Consider the following 624-nt stretch of genomic DNA (forward strand, 5'->3'; position numbering starts at 1 on the left):
GCCTACGTGCCCATCGAAGAGTTCAAGAACGACCAGGGCGAACTGGAAGTCCAGGTCGGCGACTTCGTCTCCGTCGCCATCGACGCCATCGAAAACGGCTACGGCGACACCATCCTGTCGCGCGACAAGGCCAAGCGCCTGGCCTCGTGGCTGAGCCTGGAAACGGCCCTGGAGTCCGGCGACTTCGTGACCGGCACCGTCTCCGGCAAGGTCAAGGGCGGCCTGACCGTCCTGGTCAACGGCATCCGCGCCTTCCTGCCCGGCTCGCTGCTGGACACCCGCCCGGTGAAGGACATGAGCCCGTTCGAGGGCAAGACCATGGAATTCAAGGTCATCAAGCTCGACCGCAAGCGCAACAACGTTGTGCTGTCGCGTCGTGCCGTGGTCGAAGCCTCCATGGGTGAAGAGCGCGCCAAGCTGCTCGAGACGCTGTCCGAAGGCGCCATCGTCAACGGCGTGGTCAAGAACATCACCGAATACGGTGCGTTCGTCGACCTCGGCGGCATCGATGGCCTGCTGCACATCACCGACATGGCATGGCGCCGTGTCCGTCACCCGTCCGAAGTCGTGACGGTTGGCCAGGAACTGACCGCCAAGGTCCTGAAGTTCGACGCCGAGAAGAAC

At 63.8% G+C, this 624-nt stretch carries 1 protein-coding gene; it reads left to right on the top strand.

The annotated features are described in order from the left end of the window. The coding region (locus tag AC1DU6_RS34600; RefSeq protein ID WP_477863025.1) for a S1 RNA-binding domain-containing protein at window positions 1-624 on the top strand (624 nt) is incomplete at both ends.

The organism is Roseateles sp. P5_B10 (assembly GCF_056400485.1).